The sequence below is a fragment of the Luteococcus sp. H101 genome (assembly GCF_038433155.1).
Taxonomy (GTDB): Bacteria; Actinomycetota; Actinomycetes; order Propionibacteriales; family Propionibacteriaceae; genus Luteococcus.
Genome location: NZ_JBCDMW010000007.1, coordinates 1 through 19762, shown reverse-complemented (window position 1 = coordinate 19762; position 19762 = coordinate 1). Strand labels below are relative to the sequence as shown.

Annotated in this window: 16 protein-coding genes and 1 pseudogene; 12 read left to right on the top strand and 5 right to left on the bottom strand. The window is 70.6% G+C overall.

Annotation, left to right across the window (positions count from 1 at the left end):
- Nucleotides 1-20 precede the first annotated feature (20 nt).
- The 5 genes from cobT to AAEX60_RS01760 all read left to right on the top strand — a co-directional run bounded on the left by cobT (nucleotide 21) and on the right by AAEX60_RS01760 (nucleotide 4033).
- Nucleotides 21-1088, top strand: a complete 1068-nt coding sequence (gene cobT, locus AAEX60_RS01780; RefSeq protein WP_342100694.1) for a nicotinate-nucleotide--dimethylbenzimidazole phosphoribosyltransferase — start codon at nucleotides 21-23, stop codon at nucleotides 1086-1088.
- Nucleotides 1088-1636 carry a bifunctional adenosylcobinamide kinase/adenosylcobinamide-phosphate guanylyltransferase gene (gene cobU / locus AAEX60_RS01775; RefSeq protein ID WP_342100693.1) on the top strand — a complete coding sequence of 183 codons (549 nt, stop codon included), beginning with the start codon at nucleotides 1088-1090 and terminating at the stop codon, nucleotides 1634-1636. The genes cobT and cobU overlap by 1 nt, the downstream gene beginning before the upstream one ends.
- On the top strand, nucleotides 1633-2427 hold the full coding sequence (locus tag AAEX60_RS01770) for an adenosylcobinamide-GDP ribazoletransferase (RefSeq protein WP_342100692.1): 795 nt from the start codon (nucleotides 1633-1635) through the stop codon (nucleotides 2425-2427). The genes cobU and AAEX60_RS01770 overlap by 4 nt, the downstream gene beginning before the upstream one ends.
- A 228-nt stretch (nucleotides 2428-2655) precedes the next feature.
- Nucleotides 2656-3774, top strand: coding sequence for a phosphoserine transaminase (gene serC / locus AAEX60_RS01765; protein ID WP_446721230.1), 1119 nt, complete (start codon nucleotides 2656-2658; stop codon nucleotides 3772-3774).
- Between the two features lie 97 nt (nucleotides 3775-3871).
- Nucleotides 3872-4033, top strand: a complete 162-nt coding sequence (locus tag AAEX60_RS01760; RefSeq protein WP_342100691.1) for a hypothetical protein — start codon at nucleotides 3872-3874, stop codon at nucleotides 4031-4033.
- Nucleotides 4034-4261: 228 nt separating this feature from the next.
- Here AAEX60_RS01760 and AAEX60_RS01755 read toward each other — a convergent pair whose 3' ends face one another.
- Nucleotides 4262-5710: a cation:dicarboxylate symporter family transporter gene (locus AAEX60_RS01755; RefSeq protein WP_342100688.1), complete on the bottom strand. Its 1449-nt coding sequence runs from the start codon at nucleotides 5708-5710 to the stop codon at nucleotides 4262-4264.
- 123 nt (nucleotides 5711-5833) lie between these two features.
- Nucleotides 5834-8383, bottom strand: coding sequence for an ATP-dependent helicase HrpB (gene hrpB, locus AAEX60_RS01750; RefSeq protein ID WP_342100687.1), 2550 nt, complete (start codon nucleotides 8381-8383; stop codon nucleotides 5834-5836).
- A 64-nt stretch (nucleotides 8384-8447) separates the two neighbouring features.
- Between hrpB and AAEX60_RS01745 the strand changes: the two genes are divergently transcribed.
- The 6 genes and pseudogenes from AAEX60_RS01745 (at nucleotide 8448) to AAEX60_RS01720 (ending at nucleotide 14785) form a co-directional block, all read left to right on the top strand.
- Entirely contained in the window at nucleotides 8448-9068 is a 621-nt protein-coding gene (locus AAEX60_RS01745) for a DinB family protein (protein ID WP_342100686.1), read from the top strand.
- Nucleotides 9069-9077: 9 nt separating this feature from the next.
- A complete protein-coding gene (locus AAEX60_RS01740; protein ID WP_342100684.1) occupies nucleotides 9078-10349 on the top strand; it encodes a hypothetical protein in 1272 nt (423 codons plus the stop codon).
- Entirely contained in the window at nucleotides 10350-11177 is an 828-nt protein-coding gene (locus tag AAEX60_RS01735; protein WP_342100681.1) for an HAD family hydrolase, read from the top strand.
- 103 nt (nucleotides 11178-11280) lie between these two features.
- Nucleotides 11281-12415 (top strand): annotated as a pseudogene (locus tag AAEX60_RS01730) (6-phosphofructokinase).
- Between the two features lie 24 nt (nucleotides 12416-12439).
- Entirely contained in the window at nucleotides 12440-13360 is a 921-nt protein-coding gene (locus tag AAEX60_RS01725) for a hypothetical protein (RefSeq protein WP_342100680.1), read from the top strand.
- A gap of 36 nt (nucleotides 13361-13396) precedes the next feature.
- Nucleotides 13397-14785, top strand: coding sequence for a sensor histidine kinase (locus tag AAEX60_RS01720; protein WP_342100678.1), 1389 nt, complete (start codon nucleotides 13397-13399; stop codon nucleotides 14783-14785).
- Nucleotide 14786: 1 nt separating this feature from the next.
- On the opposite strand, the gene AAEX60_RS01715 is transcribed toward AAEX60_RS01720, so the two are convergent.
- A complete protein-coding gene (locus tag AAEX60_RS01715; protein ID WP_342100677.1) occupies nucleotides 14787-15458 on the bottom strand; it encodes a response regulator transcription factor in 672 nt (223 codons plus the stop codon).
- 276 nt (nucleotides 15459-15734) lie between these two features.
- On the bottom strand, nucleotides 15735-17366 hold the full coding sequence (locus tag AAEX60_RS01710) for a S1C family serine protease (RefSeq protein WP_342100675.1): 1632 nt from the start codon (nucleotides 17364-17366) through the stop codon (nucleotides 15735-15737).
- A gap of 136 nt (nucleotides 17367-17502) precedes the next feature.
- Here AAEX60_RS01710 and AAEX60_RS01705 point away from each other — a divergent pair, with 136 nt between their 5' ends.
- Nucleotides 17503-18399, top strand: a complete 897-nt coding sequence (locus AAEX60_RS01705) for a phosphatase PAP2 family protein (RefSeq protein WP_342100674.1) — start codon at nucleotides 17503-17505, stop codon at nucleotides 18397-18399.
- Between the two features lie 21 nt (nucleotides 18400-18420).
- On the opposite strand, the gene AAEX60_RS01700 is transcribed toward AAEX60_RS01705, so the two are convergent.
- Entirely contained in the window at nucleotides 18421-19431 is a 1011-nt protein-coding gene (locus AAEX60_RS01700; protein WP_342100672.1) for an NAD(P)H-dependent flavin oxidoreductase, read from the bottom strand.
- Nucleotides 19432-19762 lie beyond the last annotated feature (331 nt).

Below are 19762 nucleotides of genomic sequence, written 5' to 3'. Positions count from 1 at the left end.
AACGCATGAAAGAAGTCAGCATGACAGAGAACCTGCGCGACGTGATCGCCGCCATCACCCCCGTCGACGAGGAGGCCCGCGCCGCCGCCGAGGCCCGCCAGCTCACCCTGACCAAGCCGCCGGGCTCGCTGGGCGAGCTGGAGGCCCTGGGCAACCAGCTGGCCGCGATCGCCGGCGCCTGCCCGCCGCCCGTGCCCGAACCGGCGCTGGTCTGCGTCTTCGCCGGGGACCACGGGGTGCAGGCGCAGAAGGTCTCGCCCTGGCCGCAGGAGGTCACGGTGCAGATGGCGGCTAACATCTCAGCCGGCGGGGCGGGCGTCAGCGTGATCACCCGGGCCGCCGGCGGCTCGCTGAAGGTCTTCGACGTCGGCATGCTCTCGGCCGCCCCGGGAACCGTCGACGCCGTGATCGCGCGCGGGACCCGGGACTTCACGGTCGAGCCGGCGATGACCGACGACGAGTGCGAACGGGCCATCGAGGTGGGGCTGCAGGCGGCCCGGCAGGCCGTCGCCGAGGGATTCCGGGCGCTGGTTCCGGGCGAGGTGGGAATCGGCAACACCACCCCGTCGTCGGCCCTGACCAGCCTGTTCACCGGAGTCTCGGTGGCGGAGGTGACCGGCCGCGGCTCCGGCGCCGACGACGACATGCTGGCCCGCAAGGGCGAGGTGATCCAGCGGGGATTTGCCCGGCACGGCCTCAGCCCGGAGTCCGCCGCGGCCGACCCGCTGCGCGCCCTGGCCTGCGTCGGCGGCTTCGAGCACGCCGCGATGGTGGGCCTGATCCTGGGGGCCGCGGAGCAGCGGGTGCCGCTGGTGCTGGACGGGGCCATTGCCTGTTCCGCCGCGCTGGTGGCCGTCGCCCTCTGCCCGGCCGCGCACGGCTACCTGATTGCCGGGCATGCCGGGGTGGAGCCGGGCATCCAGGCCACCATGGCCCGGCTGGGCCTGCAGCCGGTGATCCGGCTGGATCTGCGCCTGGGCGAGGGTTCCGGCGGGGCGCTGGCCCTGCCCGTGGTGGCGACGGCGGCCAGGATCCTGCGGGAGATGGCCACCTTCGACAGCGCCGGCGTCACTGGCGAGTACGAGTGATGCGCACCCTGGTGCTGGGCGGCGCCCGCTCCGGCAAGTCCACCCATGCGGAGCAGCTGGTGATGGACGCCGACGCGGTGGACTACGTCGCCACCTCGGCGGTCAATCCCAAGGACCCGGAGTGGGTGGAGCGGATCGCGCTGCACCGGGCCCGCCGCCCGGATCACTGGCACACGGTGGAGACCGCGGACATCCCCGCCGTCCTGCGGCAGGCCGGAGAACCCGTGGTGCTGGTGGACTGCCTGGGCGTGTGGCTCACCCGGATGATGGACGAATGCGGCATCTGGGATGAGCCCTCCCCGACGGCCGAGGCCCCCCGCGACCAGCTGCAGCGCCGAGTCGACGAACTGGTCACCGCCGTCCAGACGACCTCCCGAGAGGTGGTCTTCGTCAGCAATGAGGTGGGCCAGGGCGTGGTGCCGGCGCACTGGTCCGGCCGCTTCTTCCGGGACCAGCTGGGCATCCTGAACACCCGGGTGGCCGCCGCCTGCGAGCGGGTGGTCTTCTGCATCGCCGGGATCCCGATGACCCTCAAGGACGCTTCGTGAAATCCCTTGTCACCGCCTTGGGGATGTTCACCCTGCTGCCGGTGCCGCCCACCATGGAGCTCACCCCCGAGACCAATCGACGGGTGATGCTCGCCCTGCCCTGGGCCGGTCTGGTCTGCGGACTGGTCAGCGCCGCGGCGGCGGCCCTGGTGGTGCTCTGCGGCGCGGGCAACATCCTGGCCGCGATGGCCGGCCTGGCCGCACTGGCCGGGGTGACCGGCGCGATGCACCTGGACGGGGTGGCCGACACCGCCGACGGACTGGCTTCCCGCAAAGGGCCGCAGGAAGCGCTGGCGCTGATGAAGCAGTCCGACATCGGGCCGATGGGGGTGGCCACCGCCGTGCTGGTGCTGCTGCTGCAGGCCTCCGCCCTGGCGTCCACGGCGCTGGGCGGCTGGTTGCTGGTGGCCGCCCTGACCTGCCTGCCGATGGTGGGCAAGGTGGCGGCGCTCTTTGCCACCGTGGAAGGGATTCCGGGCGCCCGGGCGGGTGGCTTCGGGGCACTGTTCACCGGGATCACCAGCCGGGTGAATGCCGTGATCGATGCAATGCTCGTGAGCACGGCCACCGCCGGCCTGGGACTGCTGGCCAGCTGGGATCCCACCGTGATGCTGGCCTTCGTCGCGGCCGCCGTCATCTCCTGGCTGGTTGCCGGGCGCTGGCAACGGCACCTGCTGCGCCGGCTGGGCGGGCTCACCGGGGACACCTTCGGCTCGTTGATCGAGGTCTGCCAGACCACCTTCGTGGTGGTGCTCGCCCTGCTGACGGGGCTCATCTCCCGGCTGTCCTGACCCCTGCCGCAGCCCACGCGGTGGGTCGGGCGTCCAATTCTGAAAATCGACCACGGGAATCCGACCTTCCCACCCGTCCCCGCGGGACCATCCGAAGCCCGGGGAATCCTGAGGTCATTTCCCAGAATTGGACGCCCGACCCACCCTTGGACCGTCCAGTGAGCGGCCCGGGCGGACAATCCAGCCGGGACGCGAAAGGATGGACAGGCACCCGACGAGAGGCTGACCGTGACCCACCTGACCATTCCCGCCGACCTGCTGCCCGCCGACGGCCACTTCGGCTCAGGCCCGTCGAAGGTGCGCCCGGAGCAGGTCGCCGACCTGGCCACCCGCGGCGCGGAGCTGTTCGGGGGATCGCACCGCCAGCCGCCGGTGAAGAACCTGGTCCGGAGCGTGCAGGAGGGCCTGGCCGAACTCTTCCGACTGCCCGACGGCTACCAGGTGGTGCTGGGCAATGGCGGCGCCACCGCCTTCTGGGATGTGGCCACCTTCGGTCTGGTCCGGGAGCGCTCGCTCCACGTGGTGCTGGGCGAGTTCAGCAAGAAGTTCGCCGCCGAGACCCGCAGGGCCCCCTTCCTGGCCGAGCCGGAGGTGGTGGAGGTACCGGCCGGACAGGGCGCCACTCCGCACGCCACGGCCGGGGTGGACCTCTACGCCTGGCCACACAATGAGACCTCAACCGGCGTGATGCTGCCGGTGCACCGAGTGGCGGGCGCCGACGAGGACGCCCTGGTGGTGATCGACGCCACCTCCGGCGCGGCCGGTCTGGACGTGGATCTCACCCAGTGCGATGTCTACTACTTCAGCCCGCAGAAGGGCTTCGCCAGCGAGGGCGGGCTGTGGTTCGCCATCATGTCCCCGCGGGCGCTGGAGCGAGCCCGGCAGATCGCCCAGACCGAGCGGTGGATCCCGGCCTTCCTCAGCCTGACCACGGCCATCGACAACTCCGCCAAGAACCAGACCTACAACACCCCGGCCATCGGCCCGCTGCTGCTGATGGACGAGCAGTTGCGCTGGCTGAACGCCCAGGGGGGCCTGGCCTGGGCCAGCGCCCGGACCAAGGACTCATCCGGGCGGCTCTATGACTGGGCTGAGCGCACCGAGTGGGCGACGCCCTTCGTCGCGGACCCCGCCCTGCGCTCGCAGGTGGTGGGCACCGTCGACCTGGACGAGGGCATCGATGCCGCCGCGGTGGTGCAGACCCTGGCCGCCAATGGCGTGCTGGACGTCTTCCCCTACCGGGCGCTGAAGCGCAACCAGATCCGCGTCGGGATGTTCCCCGCCGTGGACCCCGAGGACGTCAGCCAGCTGACCCGGTGTGTGGACTTCGTCGTGGAGCACCTCTGACCCACAGGGGCATCTGGGCGCAGGCACAGGCCGGCGACAGGTTGGCGGACTTCCATGAAGGCATCGGCCAACCGGCACCAAGCCCAAGGAGTGAGTCATGAAGAACCGTCAGCACCAGGTCCGCACCCTCGCAGCCCCCAGCAACGCCATCACCCTGACGCCCGCCGCGATCGCCTACCTGGTGCGCGGCCGTCCGGCGGGCACCGTGCGGGTCACGGTCCACCCGGGTTCCGGGCTGCGCGTGTCCCGCATTGGCTGAGAAGTCCCACAGAATGGGCGCTTGACCCAATTCGCGTGGAAAGACGTTGTGCTGCACACTGTTGAACGTTCTAATTCGGTGCGCTGGCGGGGGAAGCCCACTTGGAACCCATGGGGCTGATCCCGCGGGTGCCACGAATTGGATCGCAGAAAGACGAGGGAGCATGCGACCGTCGGGTAACGGCCGCAATGCTCCCTCGTCCATTTTCCAGGGCTCCTCGGAGCCTGCTCAGTGCTTGGCTGACTCCTCCGGCAGGACCGGGTAGGGAGTCGGCGGAATGTGGGACTGCACGTCGCTCGGATGCGGCACCTTGCCGATCTGCACCTCATCTTCGCCGCGGGAGACGCCGTGGTCGTCGGTCATAGTCGAGTAGTCGAAGGGTTGCTGACCGGACAGCACCTCCCGCACCCGCTGCGAGTCGACGGTGCCGACCCACTTGCCCACCAGCAGGGTGGCGACGGCATTGCCGGAGAAGTTGGTGATGGCGCGCGCCTCGGACATGAAGCGGTCGATGCCGACGATGATGCCGACGCCGTCCAGCAGCTCTGGCCGGTGCGCCTGCAGGCCACCGGCCAGGGTGGCCAGGCCGGCGCCGGAGACGCCCGCGGCGCCCTTGGAGGCGATCATCATGAAGACCAGCAGGCTGATCTGCTCGCCCATGTTCAACGGCTTGCCCATGGCATTGGCGATGAAGATGGAGCTCATGGTCAGGTAGATCGCGGTGCCGTCCAGGTTGAAGGAGTAGCCGGTGGGCACCACGATGCCGACGGTGGACTTGTGCACGCCGACGTGCTCCATCTTGGCCATCAGGTTGGGCAGCGCCGACTCCGAGGAGGAGGTCGCGAAGATCAGCAGGTACTCCTTGGCCAGGTACTTGACCAGCTTGAAGATGCTGAACCCGGTGAAGACCTTGAGCACCAGGCCCAGCACCACGAAGACGAACAGGAAGCAGGTGACATAGAAGCCCAGCATCAGGATGCCCATCTGGTACACGGCCTTCATGCCGGAGCCGCCTACCACGCCGGCGATGGCACCGAAGGCACCAATGGGGGCGGCCCATAGGATCATGGTCAGCACCCGGAAGACCAGCTTCTGCAGGTAGGAGATGAAGTTCAGGATCGGCTCGCCCTGCTTGCCCATCTTCTGCACCGCGAAGCCGATCAGCAGCGCCACGAACAGCGTCTGCAGCACCTTTTCCCCCACCAGCGGGCTGAACAGGCTCTCGGGGACGATTGACTGCAGGAAGGCGACGGTGCCATGGCCCTCGGCGCCAGCCTTCTCCGCGTATTCGGATCCGGAGCCGGCCTTGATGTGCAGGTTGCTGCCGGGGTGCAGGAAGTTGCCCACCACAAGGCCGATCGCCAGCGCGAAGGTGGACATGGTGATGAAGTAGCCCAGCGCGATGCCGCCGGCCTTGCCGACGCTGGCCGCGGCCTTGACCGAGCCGATGCCGAGCACGATGGTGCAGAAGATCACCGGGCTGATCATCATCTTGACCAGGCTGACGAAGGTCTTGCCGATCCAGGCACAGCTCTTCGCAAACTCCGGGGCGGCGACGCCGACGATGATGCCGGCGATCACCGCGATGATCACGCCGATGTAGAGCCAGTGGGTGTTGTCCTTCGGCGGCTTCTTGGGTTCGACGATCACCGGCGGGTGGTTCAGCTGGTCAGCCATGCACCCACTCCTTCGTGGGCCAGACAAATTCGACGGTCAGACACTAGGTGCCCCAACCAACCAGCCGAAAGCCGCTTCGAGTGCCGGTTGAGACTTCCTTCCGCGACGCCCGTCCGCCCGGGACTAGCGTCCGGAGCGGGTGGTGCCGCGACGGGGTGGTGCGGTCAGCGGATCCTCCGGCCACGGGTGCTTGGCATAACGCCCGCGGTTCTCCGAGCGGACCGCCGGGTAGGCGTTGGCCCAGAAGGAGGCCAGGTCATCCGTGACCGCCAGCGGGCGTCGGGCCGGGCTGAGCAGGTGCATCAGGACGGGCAGGCGCCCGTCGAGGATCCGCGGGGTGTCCAGCATCCCGAAGCACTCCTGCAGTTTCACCGCCAGCACCACCCGGCCGTCGGGGTCTTCCGGGTAGTCCAGCCGGATCCGGGAGCCCGTGGGCACCTCGATCCGTTCCGGCACCAGTTCCTCCAGCCGCCCCGCCTCGGGCCAGGGCAGCAGACGTCGCAGGGCGGAGGTCAGGTCCAGTTGGCTGGCTTGCGCGCCGCCGGCCAGCCGGTCCAGTTCCGGGGCCAACCAGTCGTCGGCCCGGGCCAGCAGGGCTTCCTCGGTCATGGCGGGCCATGGTTCGCCTACGACGTGGTGCAGCAGCGCCAGCCGCCGTCGCAGGTCCCGGGCAGTATCCGGCCAGACCAGCAGACCGGGTGAATCCAGCCCCAGCCCGTCGGCACGCAGGGCGGTCAGCACCGCTTCCCGGGCCTGCAGGGGATCGGGCGGGACCGGCGTGGCAGTCAGCTCGATGGCACCCAGCAGGTCCCGCTCCCGGGCGACGACCTTTCCACCGCCCACAGCCGACCCACTCCACCGAGCCTCGGTGCGACGGGTGCGCAGGTGCTCGGCCGCCTGTTCGGCCAGCTCGCGGGTGATCGGCACCGCCGCGCGCACCACCGCCCCGGAGCCGTCGCCAGTCTGGCGCAGCGCCATCTCCGCGACGGCCAGCCACTCCTGCCCGTGCAGCCGGGAGCCCTTGTCCAGCACCAGGCCGGTGCCCGAGGCCAGCAGGTAGGCCGAGGATTCGGGCCCGCCGCGCCGCCGGGCGATCCGGTCGGGGTGCGCCAGCGCAACCACCAGGCCCAGGACCTCCGCGGGCCCAATCCCAGCACCGACCCCGGCGCCCCGGACCAGCCGCTGGAGCCGGTCCGCCTCCTGCCGCCACCGGGCGGCGGCCGGTGTCCGGCCTTGCCGCAGGGAGTTCAACAGGGCCTCCAGGTCTCCACCGGGAGCGCGCTCGTCCAGCGAGAGCAGGGCCACCGCCTCGGCCGCAGCCCGGGCACCGACCCGCGGGGCGCCGTCCAGCAGGGCCCTGGCCAGCCGGGGGTCGGCGGGCACGGCGGCGATCCGTCGGCCCCGGGCGGTGACGCGGCCCTCCGCGTCCACCGCTCCCAGAGCGCGCAGCGTCTCCTCGGCCGCCTCGATCGCGGCGGTCGGTGGGGCGTCGGGCAGCGCGAGACCCACCCCGCGCGGGGCGCCCCAGCAGGACAGCTGCAGGGCGGCCTGGGTGAGGTCGGCCGTGGCAATCTCCGGGGTGGTGAAGGGCCGCAGCCGGGGCCAGTCGGACTGGGGGAAGCAGCGAATGGCCAGGCCGGGGCCAAGCCGGGCGGCGCGGCCGGCGCGCTGTTCCGCAGACGCGCGCGCCTCGCTCACGGTGACCAGGCCACTCATGCCGCGGGCAACGTCGTGTCGGGGCTCCCGAGCCAGCCCGGCGTCGACCACGATCCGCACCCCGGGCACGGTCAGGGAGGACTCGGCGACGGCGGTGGCCACCACCACGCGTCGGCCGGGTTGCTCTGCCAGCAGCGCGTCCTGCCGCCGGGCATCCAGCGAGCCGCTCAACGCATCTGCCTCAATCCCCTTGCTGCGCAGGCGTTGCGCCACCTGTTCGGCCTCCCACGCGCCGGGGACGAAGACCAGGGCGCTGCCCTCTTCCGTCTGGCCCAGGGCCCGGGCGGTGGTGGTGGCCAGGTGATCCAGGAAGCCGAAGGTGACGCCGCGCTGGTCCAGCCGCTGCACCCCGGGCGGGGCGGGTTCCCAGCGGATCTCCAGCGGATGCAGGTCGGCATCGACGGCCACCACCGGCGCCGGGGCAGCGTCCCCCAGCAGCTCAGCCCAGCGCGACGCATCCAGGGTGGCGGACATGGCCACCACCACCAGCTCGGGCCGCAGTTCGCGCAGTTCCCGGACCATGGCGAAGGCCAGATCGGCATCCAGGGAGCGCTCGTGCACCTCGTCCAGCACCACCGCGCCGATCCCGTCCAACGCCGGGTCGGTCAGCAGGCGTCGGACCAGCAGACCGGTGGTGACAAATTCCACCCGGGTTCTCGGCCCCACCCGATGTTCGCCGCGGACGCTGAAGCCAACCTCCTGCCCGAGCGTGCTGCCGGACAGGTGCGCCAGCCGACGGGCGGCGGCGCGGGCCGCGATCCGTCGGGGCTGGGTGACCACCACCCGCCCCGCACCGGCCGCCAACAGCTCGCTGACCAGCGGCGGCACCAAGGTGGTCTTGCCGGTGCCCGGCGGGGCCTGCACCACCGCAATTCCGCCGGTCAGGGCGCGCCGCAGCTCGTCGCGGGCCGCCAGGACGGGCAGCCCGACACCAATCTGCTCCAGCCGGAAGACCATGGGTCACAGTCTGGCAGCCAGCTCCGACAATTTTTTGTCACAGGCGCCCGCTAGCGTTGCGGACATGAACCAGACTTCGGGAAATGCCACCAAGCAGACCCTGTTGACCTATCTCGACGCCCAGCGCCAGGCCCTCCTGTGGAAGGTCGACGGGCTGGATGAGGGCGCCCTGCGTCGCCCGATGACCCCCACCGGCACCAATCTGCTGGGGCTGGTGAAGCACCTGGCCGCGGTGGAGTACGGCTACTTCCAGATGTCCTTCGGGCGGCCCCACCCGGACCTGCCGCACCTGAGGATGGACGCGGACCGGATGCTGGACTTCTATGCGACGGCCGAGGAGCGGGCCGACCAGATCATCCAGACCTACCGGGACGCCATCGCCGCCTCGAACCAGACCTGCCAGGAACTGCCGCTGGATGCCGAGGCCCGGGTGCCGTGGTGGCCGGAGCCCACCACCCTGGAGCGGCTGATCGTGCACGTCGCCGTGGAGACCGCCCGCCACCTGGGGCATGCGGACATCGTGCGGGAGCAGATCGACGGCCAGGTGGGGCTGACCGCCGCCAATGACAACATGGCAACGGCCGATCCCGGCTTCTGGGAGTCCCACCTGACCATGCTGCGCACGCTGGCGAAGCAGGCCGAGGTGGGTGCCCTGGACTCCGTCGCCGGAAACGAACAGGACTGAAATCGCACCATGACCAGCCATCCCCCGCAGGCTCCGGGCTTCCCGGCCGCTGTGCAGCAGCCAACCTTCTTCGGCGCGCCCCCTGCGCAGGAGCCACCGCTGTTGCGCCGCTCCCCCATGGGTCTGGGCGACATCATCGGCGTCACCTGGCAGGTGCTGCGCCGACGCTTTGGCCTGCTGCTGGGGATCAGTCTGGTGAGCGGCCTGGTGGCCGGCCTGCTGGCGCTGCTTCCGGCCATTGCCCTGCTCACCGCCGGAGTCTTTGGGGCGATGGCCGCGATCGGCAGCCCGCCCGATGGCCCCCCGCTGGGGGACTTCTGGGTGCTGCTGCCGCTGGTGGTGATCTGCTGCGCCCTGATCGGGGTGATCTGGGTGTGGGTCTGGGCGAAGTTCAACTCCATGCTGGTGGCCGTGATCGACCAGCTGGCACGGGGTTTCCAGCCGACCTGGGATTCGGCCACGGCACAGGCGCAGGGCACGGACCGACGGGCTCTGCCGTTGCTCTGGTGGGGCGCCGGCCTGGGGGCGCTGGCCGGGGCGATCCCGGTGGGGCTGCTCCTGGTGGCCCTGGAGAGCGACCAGTGGGGTGACGGGCCGACGACCGTGTTCGCCCTGACCGTGCTGGCCCTGCCTGTGCTGTCCTTGGTGATGCTCTACCCGTTGGCACGGCTGGTCTACCTGCTGCCCGTGTTGACGTTGGAGAAGATGTCCGGCTGGCAGGCGGTGCGCCGGGCCTGGCGTCTCACGTCGGGGCAGGTGGGCCGCACCCTGGGGCTGCTGGTGGTGGGGTGCGGCGTTCCCTATGCCGCCAACCTCGCGCTGAACGTGGCCCGGGTGGAGCTGCAGGAACGGCAGGCGCTGGCGGGGCTCGGTGGGTTGGTGAGCCTTGTCACCGCCGTGCTCGGGATCGCGCTGGGCGTGTGGCTCACCGCGTGGCAGACGGTGATGTACCTGGACCGGGTGCAGATGGGCGACGTCACCCCGGCGCAGACCGAGGCCGCCTGGCCGTCGGCACCGGCCGTCACGCACTGCCTTCCGGGCCCGACCACGGCGCAGTACCCACCAACGCAGTACCCACCGGCCCAATACCCACCGGCCCAGTACCCACCGGCCCAGTTCCCACCCACCGTGCCCCACCCGGGCCAGCCGGCCACGCCGGCCGTGCCCACCCCGCAACCACCGGGCTACGCTGCTCCGCAGAACCCTCCCCCCGGCCCCGCCTGGCCGTCGGAGGATCCCACCACCAGCCCCTGGGCCCGCAGGGACGACGAAGGACTCTGAATGAGCATCAAACTGGCCGTCTTCGACCTGGATCACACCCTGCTGCTGACCGGCAGCCGGATCGCCCCCGAGGCCGCCGCTGGCGTCGCCGCGCTGGTGGCCGACGGGTTGGACGTCGCCCTGGCCAGCGCCCGGTTGGACCCGTCGATGCAGATCGTGAATGACGCCATCGGGGTGCCGCTCACCCGGATCAGCTACAACGGGGCCCTCACCACGCTGGCCGACGGCACGGTGGTGCACGAGGTGGGCTTCCAGATCACGCCGGAACTGGCCGGGGTGCTGGCGGACTTCACCGCCCCCACCCACGACGGCTGGGGTGCGATCGACGTCTACACCAGCGACGACCGGTGGCTGGCCTACGGGAACCCGGAGGGGATCGCGCGGGAGGAACGCGACACCTGGTGCACCGCTGACCAGCACGGGGACCAGCCGAACCCGGAGGAGCTGGTGGGGTTGCGCTGTCGCAAGATCATGTGCGAGGGGCCGGCCGCCCTGATCCCGGCGCTGGAGGAGGCCGTCGGGCGGATCGACGGTCTGAACCTCACCCATTCCGGGATGGAGCTGCACGACATCTGGCCGTCGGACTCGGGCAAGGGCAATGCCCTGGCGGCGCTGTGCCGGCACCTGGGGCTGGGCCCCCACGAGGTGATCGCCTGCGGCGACTCGGCCACCGACGTGCCGATGCTGCAGTGGGCCGGCACCAGCATCGGGGTGCAACCCTGCGCCCCGGCGGTCACCGAGGTGGCCACCCATCTGGTCACTGGAGCCGGCGGCCCGGAGCTGTTCGCCGCGGTGCGACGCCTGGCCGGCCTGCCCCCGCGGCCCTGACCGGATCACCCCGCCGGGCCTGTTGTCGACGCGGCGGGCTGCATAGCATCGGGGAAAGCACCCGGGCAGCCACGCCGGGTGACCCGACCCCGAAAGGCACACCATGGCCGCGAAGAAGACCAAGCGCGTCGGCATCCTCACCGCGGGCGGTGACGCCCCGGGCCTGAACTCCGCGATCCGCGGTTTCGGCAAGGCTGCCATCGGCAGCCACGGGATGGAGCTGATCGGTTTTCGCGACGGGATGCGGGGCCTGGCCCTGGACCACACCATCCCGCTGGACGCGCAGGCGCTGTCGGGGATCCTGACCGTGGGCGGCACCATCCTGGGCACCAGCCGGGACAAGGTGCACCGGATGACCATCGACGGCCAGACCCGGGACATGATCCCGACCATCGTCGAGAACTACCAGAAGAACAAGCTCGACGCCCTGGTCTGCCTGGGCGGCGGCGGCACCGCCAAGAATGCGAACCGGCTGGCCAAGGCCGGGTTGAACGTGATCCACCTGCCCAAGACCATCGACAACGACATCGTGGAGACCGACGACTCCTTCGGCTTCGCCACTGCCCTGGAGATCGCCACGGAGGCGGTGGACCGGTTGCACTCCACCGCCCACAGCCACCACCGGATCATCCTGGCCGAGATCATGGGCCACCGCGCCGGCTGGTTGGCGCTGGGCTCCGGGATTTCCGGCGGGGCGGACATCATCCTGCTGCCGGAGATCCCCTACACCATCGACTCGGTGGTGCAGACCATCGAGGAGCGCCGCAGGCGCGGCTCCACCTTCAGCGTCGTGGCGGTGGCCGAGGGAGCCCGCAGCGTGGCGGATGCCGCGGAGCTGGCCGCCGCGGAGGCGCTGGTGAAGGCGGCCAAGACCCCGGAGCAGGTGGCCGCGGCCAAGAAACACAAGGCCTCGGTGGAATCGGCGCAGCGGGAGAACACCTTCAAGCTGGCGCGGGAGCTGGAGGCGGCCACCGGTCTGGAGTCCCGGGGTGACCATCCTGGGTTATGTACAGCGCGGCGGCACCCCGTGCGCGCATGACCGGCTGCTGGGAACCCGGTTGGGCACCGTGGGCGCGGACCTGGTGGCCAGCGGCGAGTACGGGGTGATGGTGGCCGCGCAGGGCGAGCACACCGTCGCGGTGCCGCTGGAGAAGGTGGCCGGCAAGGTGAAGTACGTCCCCACCGACCACGACTGGATCAAGGCGGCGCGCGAGGTGGGTACCGGTCTGGGTGGCTGACATGGTCAGCCCTATAGTCAGGACATGCCGAACCTGTTCAGCGAATCGACCTTCGCGCTTGCCTACTCGATGGAGTGGCTCGACGAGCTGCGTCGGACGAAGCAGTTGCTGGGGCTGCCCGTGGTGCCTTCGCTCCAGGAGGAGGCGGCTCTGGGCTATGACCTGAAGGTTCCCACCCCCTGGGCGTTAGTCTTCCTGCAGTTCAAGGTTTCTGCCCACCTGACCGCGAACAATGCCTACGAGATCCGGCAGGGCTGGCGGCGGCCCGGCGAGGCCTATTTCCGGTTCATGGTGAAGACCGGCCAGACCGCCAACGGCAAGGTGCAGCACAACACCTTGTGCGACCTGGCGAACGCTCCGGGAGTCCTCGTGCGCTACGCGGCACCGATCTTCAGCACGTCTAAGGAGCTGTACGGCCACTTGGTGCACCGCAGCGTGATGTCGAGTTCACTGCTGGCCTGCCCAACCGATCTGGGGCGGGTCGTCCAGGATTCCCGGCACAGCTACACCTATACCGGCCCCCACGACGTCTTGTGCCACTCGGAACCCAAGCCGGTGCCCCGCACCACACCGGAGGAGATGATCGAGGATGTGGAACGCACGCTCGCCGAGTCCCCGCCCGCCAGTGGTGCGGAATTCGTCGACAGGGTGGCCAAACGGATAGCACCCGAGTTCCGCGACACCGAACTGGTGGACTACGTCAAGGGACCGCACCGACGCCAGACCCCCAGTCCGCTGGAGGCCAAGCTCTTCGAGCCCGAGTATTTCGAGGAACGCAAGCCACAGTTCGCACAGTGGCAGGCTGCGACCGAGGCGGAGTTCGCCGAAGAGGGGCGCGGCAATCCGCGGCACCGCAGGCAGCCAAGGCCGCGGACCCCGATGCAGCTCCTGGCCCACGCAGGTAGCCAGACAGGCGCAATCCCCTTCATGGTCCGGAGGATGTGATCAGCCAGCCCATCCGGATGCGGCACGATGGGTGCCATGCCCAAACTGCGCCTGGCCGAGACCTGGACCCGGTGGGGGATCCGCAAGCAGCTGACTGCCGTGGCGGTGCTGCTGGTGGCCGTCCCGCTGTGCCTCGGGATCATCCTGCTGGCCAACCTGCTGACCAATGCCCTGGCCACCGCGCAGGTCACGTCGGCGCGGGAGGTGGCCCACCGCACCGCCAGCTATGTCAGCGAGCACGGCCCCGAGGGGATGCGCTCCGAGCTGCAGCTGGACGACGGCTACCGGGCACAGCTGTGGCGGGCCAACCGGACCCTGTTGTGGACCTCCAACTCCTACTACAAGCAGCCCTTCTCCGAGCAGATGGCCCAGCCCGGGCAGGTGCTGGAGGAGGGCAAGGTGCAGTGGTGGGGCCCCGGGGACCGCAATGAGCACCGGGACCTGGTGATTGTGCAGGGCCTGAGCCACGACGGGCAGGACTATGTGGTGCAGATCGCCACCTCGCAGGAAGACCAGCAGTCCGCCGTCACCGTGACGACGGGCTTGTTGCTGGCCTGCGTGCCGCTGGTGATGCTGGCCGCGGGGCTGATCTCCTGGTGGGTGGCCGGGCGCGCCCTGCGTCCGGTGGACCAGATGAATGACCGGGTCTCCCGGATCACCTCGTCGACGCTGGACGAGCGGATCCCGCTGCCCCCCACCGAGGACGAGCTGCGGGACCTGGCCTTGACCATGAACCAGATGTTGGCCCGGCTGGAGACCGCCCACCATGAGCAGCAGCGCTTCATCTCCGACGCCAGCCATGAGCTGCGATCCCCGCTGGCCAGCCTGTCCGGGGCGCTGGAGATCTCCGTCCGGGATGACCGGCTGGACACCTGGCGGGAGATGGCGCCGCTGATGCAGGCGGAGACCGGCCGGCTGAACCAGCTGGTGCAGGGTCTGCTGGCCCTCTCCCGCAGCGGCGACGGGGCCTCCCCGCTGAACCTCGTCGAGACCGACCTGGATGACCTGGCCAGCGTGGAGGCCGCCCGGCTGCGCAGCACGACGTCGGTGGAGGTGGTCACCCGGATCACCGCGGCCCGGCTGGTGGCCGACCCGGTGCAGCTCAGCCAGGTGGTGCGCAATCTGTGCGACAACGCCGCCCGGCACGCCCGCAGCACGGTGCAGGTCACGGTTCGTCCGCTGCCCGACGGGGGCGCGGTGCTCCGGGTGGAGGACGACGGCAATGGGATTGCCCCCAATGACCGCAAACGGGTCTTCGACCGCTTCGTGCGGTTGGAGGAGTCCCGTTCCCGCGACGAGGGTGGTTCCGGCCTGGGCCTGGCCATCGTCCAGCAGATCGTCACCGCCCACGGCGGGCGGATCTGGGTGGAGGACTCGCCGCTGGGCGGCGCCTGCTTCGAGGTGCTGCTCCCCGGCCGGGAGTGAGCTAGTCCATCGCCAGCCGGTAGCCCACCCCGCGCACGGTCTGGATGGTGTTCTCCCCGAACGGGGTGTCCAGCTTCTTGCGCAGGTAGCCGACGTAGACCTCCACCACATTGGGGTCGCCGTCGTGCTCGGAACCCCAGACCCCGTCCAGGATCTGCGCCTTGGTGACCACGGCGCCGCGCTGCTGCATCAGGTAGGCCAGCAGGTTGAACTCCCGCGGCGTCAGGTCGATGGAGTGCTCGCCGCGCTTGACCAGGTGGGTGGCCGGGTCCAGCACCAGCCCCTTGGCGGTCAACTGGGCCGGGCGCTCGGCACCGCCACGTCGGGCCAGGGCGCGGAGCCGGGCATTGAGCACGACGAAGCTGAACGGCTTGGTGAGGTAGTCGTCGGCGCCCAGGTCAAAGGCGTCGGCCTGATCCCATTCGCCGTCCTTGGCGGTGAGCATCAGCACCGGGGTCCACACGTCGTTGGCGCGCATCTGCTTGAGCACGTCGTAGCCATTCATCAGCGGCAGCATGATGTCCAGGATCACCACGTCGTATTCGCCGTGCACGGCCTTGAGGCAGCCCTCCTTGCCGTCGCGCGCCAGATCCACGACGTGGCCCTCGCCCACGAGTCCGCGTCGGGTGACCTCGGCCAGCGAGCGATCATCCTCGACCAGCAACAACCTCATCAGTGCTCTCCTTGCTGGGCCTGCCAGGCGGCCATCTCCTCGGGATGACCTTCAGCATAGGCCCGGACCCTGCGCTGCAGGGTGTGGTTGATCTGACGGGATCCCATCGGCAGCCAGGTCGGGCCCGTCGGGTCTCCATTTCCGGGCACCGGATCAGCAGCGGGTTCCACGACGTGGCGGCGCCCAACCCATCCATGATGCCCGGTAGCGGGTCGAGCCGCCGCGGGGGCGGCTCCGGGGTTCAGGGCCTGGGGACTTGGGGGCTCGGAAGCCAGCTCAGTTCACCGGGCTGCTGCCCAGGCTGACCTCGGCCTGGTGGCGCTGGCCCAGCTCGTCCAGCCAGGTCACGGCCACCGTGTCCCCGGGATTGCGCTCGGCCAGCTGCTCGCTGAGCGTGGCGTGGGAGTCGACGGCGGTTCCGCCGATGCCGGTGATCACGTCGCCGCGCCCGATCCCGGCCTGTTCCGCCGGCCCACCGGAGACCACGGAGGCCACCACCAGGCTGCCGTCGTCCAAGGTGCGCACCGAGACTCCCAGGTAGGCATTGGGCCCCACCTTGACACTGCCGGACTCCTTGCCGGCCTGGATCTGCTTGATGATGCCCATGGCCCGCTCGATCGGCACGGCATAGCTGGCGATGGTGGTGTTCTGGGTCCGGATCCCCGAGGAGGCGGTCTGCCCCGCGGTGGTCATCCCCAGCACCTCACCCTCGGCGTCATACATCGGGCCGCCGGAGTCACCGGGCTGCGCGCCGGCCGTGGTCTTGAGCACGTCGGTCAGCTCCTCCCTGCCGGAGGCCGACGACTCATTGGTGACGGTGATGCTGCTGGAGGTGTCGGTGACCGTGCCCGCGGCGGCGCTGAGATAGCCCTGCCCATTGGCATTGCCGACGGCGGTCACGCTGTCCCCCGCCCGGACCTGGTCATCGTCGATGGTGACGGTCTCCAGGTTCTCGGCCCCCTCCAGCTTCAGCAGGGCGACGTCATTGCTGGCGTCGTGCCCCACGACGGTGGCGACGTAGGTCTTGCGGGTGCTGGCCACCTGCACCTGCACCCGGGTGCTGGACTGCACCACGTGGTAGTTGGTCAGGACATAGCCATTGCTGGTGATCACCATCCCGCTGCCCGCGCCCTGGCCCGCGGCGGTGGTGGTGTTGATCAGCACGACGCCCTTGCTCTGCGCCGCGCTGGCGGTGGTCTGCTGGGAGCCGGCCTGCTGCTCATTGGTGACGCCGGATCCCTGCTCCACCTGCTGCCACGGGTCCCAGGGCCGGCCCTCGGCGGGGGTGCCACCACCGTCCTGCTGGCCCTGCTGATCCTGCCCGGACTGCCCGTCCGCTCCGGATTGCTGGTCCTGGCCAGACTGGCCCGATTCCTCCGGCTGTCCCACGCTGGGCTGCGCCTGCGGCTGGGAACCCGACGAGAGCAGCGCCGGCCCCTGCAGGATCGCGGTGCCGGCCAACAGGCTGGCGGCGAAGACGGCCAACAGGGCCTTGCCACCGGTGCGCGACGGCTGTGCCGCACTGGCCGGAACCGGCTGGACCGGCTGACCGCTCGGCGCACCCCAGGTCTGGACGGGCTGGTTCTGGAGAGGCTGGGTCTGGACGGGTTGGGCCGGGGTGAACGAGGGCGCGGCAGCGGGCGGCGCCACATGCCCCGCGGAACCCTGTCCCCAGCCCGAGCCTGCCCGCTGGGCCGCCGTGGCCGCCGCCGACCCGATCGCGGCGCTCATCGCCAACGGCAGCTGGAGGGTCTGCTCGTCCTGGCCACCGATCACCCGGGTCGGCTCGGCGTCCTGGGCCTCCTGCGGACGGCTCCAGAACCACTCCGCGTCGTCCCGGGGCTGCGCGAGCAGGGCCCGGGTGGGCTCGTCCCCGGTCAGGTCGTCGGCACGGAATTTGTTGTCCATGGTCTCCAGTCAACGTCGGCGGGCTGGGAAAACCCATGGTTCGCGCTGTGAGGAAGCTGTGAATCCCGACGGACCGAGGGACCGGCCCGGGCTGGCTCACAGCGGCGCTTTGGGTTGGCTTGAAAGAATACCCGGCATGGATTTCTCCCGGGAATGGCGATGGTTGCGGCCCCTGCTGTTGGCGGCGGCCTGCGGCTTCAGCATGCTCGCATGCTGGCGCTTCTTCGTCGCCACCGGGCGGGGGCAGATGCTGGACACCGCCTCCTACCTGGGGGCCAGCATCGGTCACACCCACGTCGCGGACCGGCTGCAGGGCGTCCTGGAGGTGGTCTCCGTCGGCGTGATCGCGCTGGCGATGCTGGTGGTGGCCATGGTGGCGGTGCTGCGCGGCCGGTGGATGCTCGCCCTGGAGGCCGCGACGGTGGTGGCCTGTGCCAACCTGTCCACCCGGGTGCTGAAGTACCACCTGCTGTACCGCCCTTTCCTGCTGGACTACAAGGGAATCGCGCACAACTCCTTTCCCAGCGGGCACACCACGGCCGCCGGCTCCGCGATGGTGGCCGCCCTGTTGGTGGCGCCCCGACGGTTGCGGCCCCTGGTGGCGGTGCTGGGCTCGGGCGTGATGATGCTGTTCGGGTACGGCACCCTGGCGGCGCACTGGCACCGTCCCTCCGACGTGGTGGGCGCCTACCTGGTGTGCTTCTGCTGGGCCTTCGGCGCGCTCAGCCTGGGGGCACTGCGCCAACGGATGCTGGGCCGACGGCTCTTCGGCGAGGACCAGCCCGCCCTGCAACGCCCCTCCCGGCTGATGCCAGTGCTGCTGCTGATGGCCGGGGGCTTCGCCCTGGGGATCGCGGCCATCTGCGCCTGGTTCACCTGGCAGGTGAACAACATCCACAGCGAGGTCTTCACCGAGCAGTTCATCGCCTATCTGGGTGGCGCGGCCGGGATCTGTGGCGTGGCCGCCGCCGGGATGGCCGTACTGCTCCGCCTGGTCCAGCTGCAGGACGCCGGGGAGGACCAGCTGCTCTGACCATCCCGGATGCTCCCCGCGTCAGGGCAGCAGCGAGGCCACCACCTCGGCCGCCGGGATCTCCTGGGCAGCGGCCCAACCGGCGCCCGCCCAGCCGGAGACCTGGGAGGAGTCCCCGCGCGCGGCGGCCGCGGCCCGCAGGGGCTGGGTGAGGTGGTTGACCTGTGGATAGACCGCCGGTGCGTCGGCGTCGTGCCGCTCCAGGAAGTCGTTCACGATCCCGCGGGCCGGGCGGCCGGAGAAGGCCCGGGTGATCCGGGTCTGGTGTCCGGTGGCCAGCAGTTCCCGGTGCGCCTGGCTGGTTCCGGCCTCCGGGCAGCGCAGGAAGGCCGTCCCCACCTGCACCGCGACTGCTCCGGCTGCCAGCAGCCGCTGCACGTCACCCCGCGTCGCGACCCCGCCACTGGCCACCATCGGCAGGCCCCGCTCGGCCAGTTCCGGCAGCAGGGCCAGGGCGTCGCGGTGGTTCGGCTCCTTGGCGACGTCATGGGTGCTGCGGTGGCCACCCGCGTCGAATCCCTGCACCACCAGGGCATCCGCACCCACCGCCGCGGCGGCCCGGGCCTCGGCCAGGTCGGTGACGGTGACCAGCACCCGGCTGCCCACCTGCTTCAGCTGGGCCACCTCATCGGCGCCGGGGCAGCCGAACGTGAAGCTGACCATCGGCACCCGGTGCACCTCGGTCAACAGCCGCAGCTTGTCCGGGTAGTGGTCGTCGTCATCCCAGCGCGGTTCACCGGCGCCCTCCCCCAACCGGGCGGCGTAGTCGGTGATGGCCTGGCCGTCGCGGGCCTGGTCATTGGGGCCGGGGACGAACAGGTTCACGCCGTACGGGGCACCCTCCAGGGCCGGCCCCATCCGGTCCCCCAGCTCGGTCAGGTTGGCCTCCAGGGTGGCCGCGGTGAGGTAGCCGGCCGGCAGGAATCCGCCGGCCCCGGCCCGCAGCACCGCCGCCAGCAGTTCCGGAGAGGTGGGCCCCCCGGCCATCGGCGCCAGGAAGAGCGGCAGCCGCCCGGGCAGTCCTGCAGTCATCTCGGCCTCCATCCGCCCCCGCCGGGGCATTCGGGATTGTTCGTCGCCCCCGATTCTTGCCGGTGCAGACCCCGGGCCGTCAAGGCTCGGGCGCCTTCTGGAGCCCGCCCACCACTGGGTCCGGCGTCCAATTCTGGAAATCGACCTCGGGAATCGCGGGCCCAAGTAGGGCACCGCGGCCGGCCGTCCGACGGCCGGAATCCAGAGGTCGATCTCCAGAATTGGGCGCCCGTCCAGCCCCAGACGCTGACAGAAAGCCGGGGGGGGGGGGGGGGGGGGGGGGGGGGGGGGGGGGGGGGGGGTGGGGGGGGGGGGGGGGGGGGGGGGGGGG

Bases quoted from the DNA above. Each gene is read 5' to 3' on its own strand.
- AAEX60_RS01710 (WP_342100675.1), bottom strand. From the start codon at position 17,366: ATGGACAACAAATTCCGTGCCGACGACCTGACCGGGGACGAGCCCACC.
- AAEX60_RS01700 (WP_342100672.1), bottom strand. From the start codon at position 19,431: ATGACTGCAGGACTGCCCGGGCGGCTGCCGCTCTTCCTGGCGCCGATG.
- AAEX60_RS01705 (WP_342100674.1), top strand. From the start codon at position 17,503: ATGGATTTCTCCCGGGAATGGCGATGGTTGCGGCCCCTGCTGTTGGCG.
- AAEX60_RS01740 (WP_342100684.1), top strand. From the start codon at position 9,078: ATGACCAGCCATCCCCCGCAGGCTCCGGGCTTCCCGGCCGCTGTGCAG.
- AAEX60_RS01715 (WP_342100677.1), bottom strand. From the start codon at position 15,458: ATGAGGTTGTTGCTGGTCGAGGATGATCGCTCGCTGGCCGAGGTCACC.
- cobT (WP_342100694.1), top strand. From the start codon at position 21: ATGACAGAGAACCTGCGCGACGTGATCGCCGCCATCACCCCCGTCGAC.
- AAEX60_RS01745 (WP_342100686.1), top strand. From the start codon at position 8,448: ATGAACCAGACTTCGGGAAATGCCACCAAGCAGACCCTGTTGACCTAT.
- AAEX60_RS01760 (WP_342100691.1), top strand. From the start codon at position 3,872: ATGAAGAACCGTCAGCACCAGGTCCGCACCCTCGCAGCCCCCAGCAAC.
- hrpB (WP_342100687.1), bottom strand. From the start codon at position 8,383: ATGGTCTTCCGGCTGGAGCAGATTGGTGTCGGGCTGCCCGTCCTGGCG.
- AAEX60_RS01720 (WP_342100678.1), top strand. From the start codon at position 13,397: ATGCCCAAACTGCGCCTGGCCGAGACCTGGACCCGGTGGGGGATCCGC.
- AAEX60_RS01725 (WP_342100680.1), top strand. From the start codon at position 12,440: ATGCCGAACCTGTTCAGCGAATCGACCTTCGCGCTTGCCTACTCGATG.
- cobU (WP_342100693.1), top strand. From the start codon at position 1,088: ATGCGCACCCTGGTGCTGGGCGGCGCCCGCTCCGGCAAGTCCACCCAT.
- AAEX60_RS01735 (WP_342100681.1), top strand. From the start codon at position 10,350: ATGAGCATCAAACTGGCCGTCTTCGACCTGGATCACACCCTGCTGCTG.
- AAEX60_RS01755 (WP_342100688.1), bottom strand. From the start codon at position 5,710: ATGGCTGACCAGCTGAACCACCCGCCGGTGATCGTCGAACCCAAGAAG.